Here is a 1077-nt window from a genome sequence, read left to right on the forward strand (position 1 = left end):
TTTCATATTTGAAACAATGGTTTTTTGGGCTAGACCTGGACGAAAGCAATTGATAGAAATAAGCCTAGAAAGGATTCAGCAGTATGCCTCACAGAAAGGGAAGATAACTGGTGATTTAAAAATTTTGTTACTAGGTGATGGTACAGGCAATGACTCTCTGTACTTAGCGATGAATGGTTGTCACGTTGATTACTGCGACTTCCCAGGCAGTAAAATCTATGATTTTGTCACCAAGCGATTTAAACATTATGGCTTGTTAGACAATGGCATCAACCTGATTCCCACCTATGAAGCCTGTTTGGATAATCAGTACGATGTTGTGATTTCTTTCGATGTTCTCGAACACCTTACTGAGCCATGGATCGCCATTGCTAATATACGCTCCATGTTAAAAACAGAAGGCATTGCACTGATCACCGATGCTTATGGTGATGTTACCGCTAGACACCCAACTCATTTAGAGTCAAATCGAAAATTTAAAGGTCAAAGTCCCTTCATGTTTTTGAAAAAGGGCATGGTGCTTACTTGGTATGGTTCAGTCTTTAAGCCTATGGAATTTACCAAGGTCGATAAGTGGTCTTTAAGGGATTATTTTATTCTCTGGCAAGATAAAAAGGTGATAGTAGAATATTTGTCTGGTAAATCAGGACTATTGAAACAATTTGTTAAAAATTTTTTGGTCAATAAATAACCCGAACGAGCCTTTTTTGGAAACTAACCGGATCGCTATTTGTTGCTGTTGAATAAAAAAATAGCACTCTTGACGAACGAAAATTAAACAGTTTTTACGGTTATTTTATTTTAACATAACTTTCGTATAAAGGAACTACTCCTGATGCAGGACATGAAACCAGTTGCTATTTGCATCCCTACCTATAATCAAGCCCAGTACTTATGGGAGTCAGTGGGTAGCGCCTGTGGTCAAACCTATCCCAATGTGGAAGTTTGGGTGTCAGACGACGCTAGCACTGATGAAACCCCTGAGGTTATGGCACAACTATGCCAGCAGTTTCCTCAAGTACGGTACTATCGGCAGCCGAAAAACCTAGGTATGGCGGCTAACAACAATTGGGTTTT

2 protein-coding genes are annotated in these 1077 nt (G+C 39.5%); both read left to right on the forward strand.

What is annotated here, in order from left to right:
- On the forward strand, window positions 1–691 hold a 691-nt coding region (locus tag F6K49_RS52240; RefSeq protein ID WP_293110941.1), incomplete at its 5' end, for a class I SAM-dependent methyltransferase.
- A gap of 144 nt (window positions 692–835) precedes the next feature.
- Window positions 836–1077, forward strand: a 242-nt coding sequence (locus F6K49_RS52245; RefSeq protein WP_293110943.1) for a glycosyltransferase family 2 protein, incomplete at its 3' end; no start/stop codon positions are given.

It is taken from the genome of Moorena sp. SIO3I6, assembly GCF_010672095.1.